2 protein-coding genes are annotated in these 966 nt (G+C 74.3%); both read left to right on the top strand.

From position 1 onward, the window contains the following. Positions 1-720, top strand: a 720-nt coding sequence (locus G3I65_RS51970) for an MMPL family transporter (RefSeq protein WP_160703446.1), incomplete at its 5' end; no start/stop codon positions are given. Continuing rightward, on the top strand, positions 717-966 hold a 250-nt coding region (locus G3I65_RS51965), incomplete at its 3' end, for an MFS transporter (protein WP_160703444.1). The genes G3I65_RS51970 and G3I65_RS51965, both read left to right, overlap by 4 nt.

The raw sequence follows: 966 nt of genomic DNA, 5'->3' as shown, positions 1-966 counted from the left end.
GCGCTGCCCGGCGGCGGCTGGCTGCTCACCGTCGTCCCGCGGACCGCGCCCGGCGACCCGGCCACGACCGAGCTGCTGACCTGGACGCGGACCATGGCGACGACCATCGGCGGCCCGGACGCGCACGTCGGCGGCCTCGTCGCGACCCAAGCCGACTTCTCGGCGGCGATCACCGCCCGGCTGCCCGTGTTCCTGGCCAGTGTCGTCGGGATCTCGGTACTGCTGCTCGCCTGGGTGTTCCGCAGCGTGCTCATCCCGCTGACGGCCGCGGTGATGAACCTGCTGACCGCGGCCGCGACGACGGGGGCGGTGGTCCACACCTTCGGCGCCCCGATCGAGCCGTACCTGCCGGTGTTCCTGTTCGCCGGGCTGTTCGGGCTGTCGATGGACTACGAGGTCTTCCTCATCGCCCGCATCCAGGAAGCCTGGCGCCGCCACGGCGACACCCGCGCCGCGGTCGTCGACGGCGTCGCGGCGACCGGCCGGACCATCACCGCCGCCGCGCTGATCATGGCGCTGGTGTTCGTGTCGTTCGCGTTCGTCGACGCCCGTGTCGTGCGGGAGGCGGGCGTCGGGTTGACCGTCGCCGTGCTGCTGGACGCGGTCGTCGTCCGGTGCGTGCTCGTGCCGGCGGTGATGGCTCGGTTCGGGGCGGCGAACTGGTGGTTCCCGCGCCGGCGGCGCGTTGCCACCCGTGAGCTGGCGGGGAGCGTGCGATGAAGACACTCGTGCTGCTCGCGCTCGGCGCGTTCGTCACCACGCTCGACAACACCATCGTCGCCGCCGGGGCGCCGTCGATCGGCCGCGACCTCGGGCTCGACCTCGGGGCGCTGCAGTGGATCGCGCTCGGCTACATGCTCCCGTTCGCCGGGTTGCTGCCGGCCGGGGGCGCGCTGGTGGACCGCTGGGGACCGCGCCGGACGCTGGCCGCCGCGCTGCTCGCGTTCGGCGTCGGTGCGGCGGCCG

Origin of the sequence: Amycolatopsis sp. SID8362, assembly GCF_010550475.1 — a bacterium.
In the GTDB taxonomy this organism is placed as follows: Bacteria; Actinomycetota; Actinomycetes; order Mycobacteriales; family Pseudonocardiaceae; genus Amycolatopsis; species Amycolatopsis eburnea.
The sequence above is the reverse complement of the archived record's forward strand: the minus strand, read 5'-3'. Positions and strand labels throughout refer to the sequence as shown.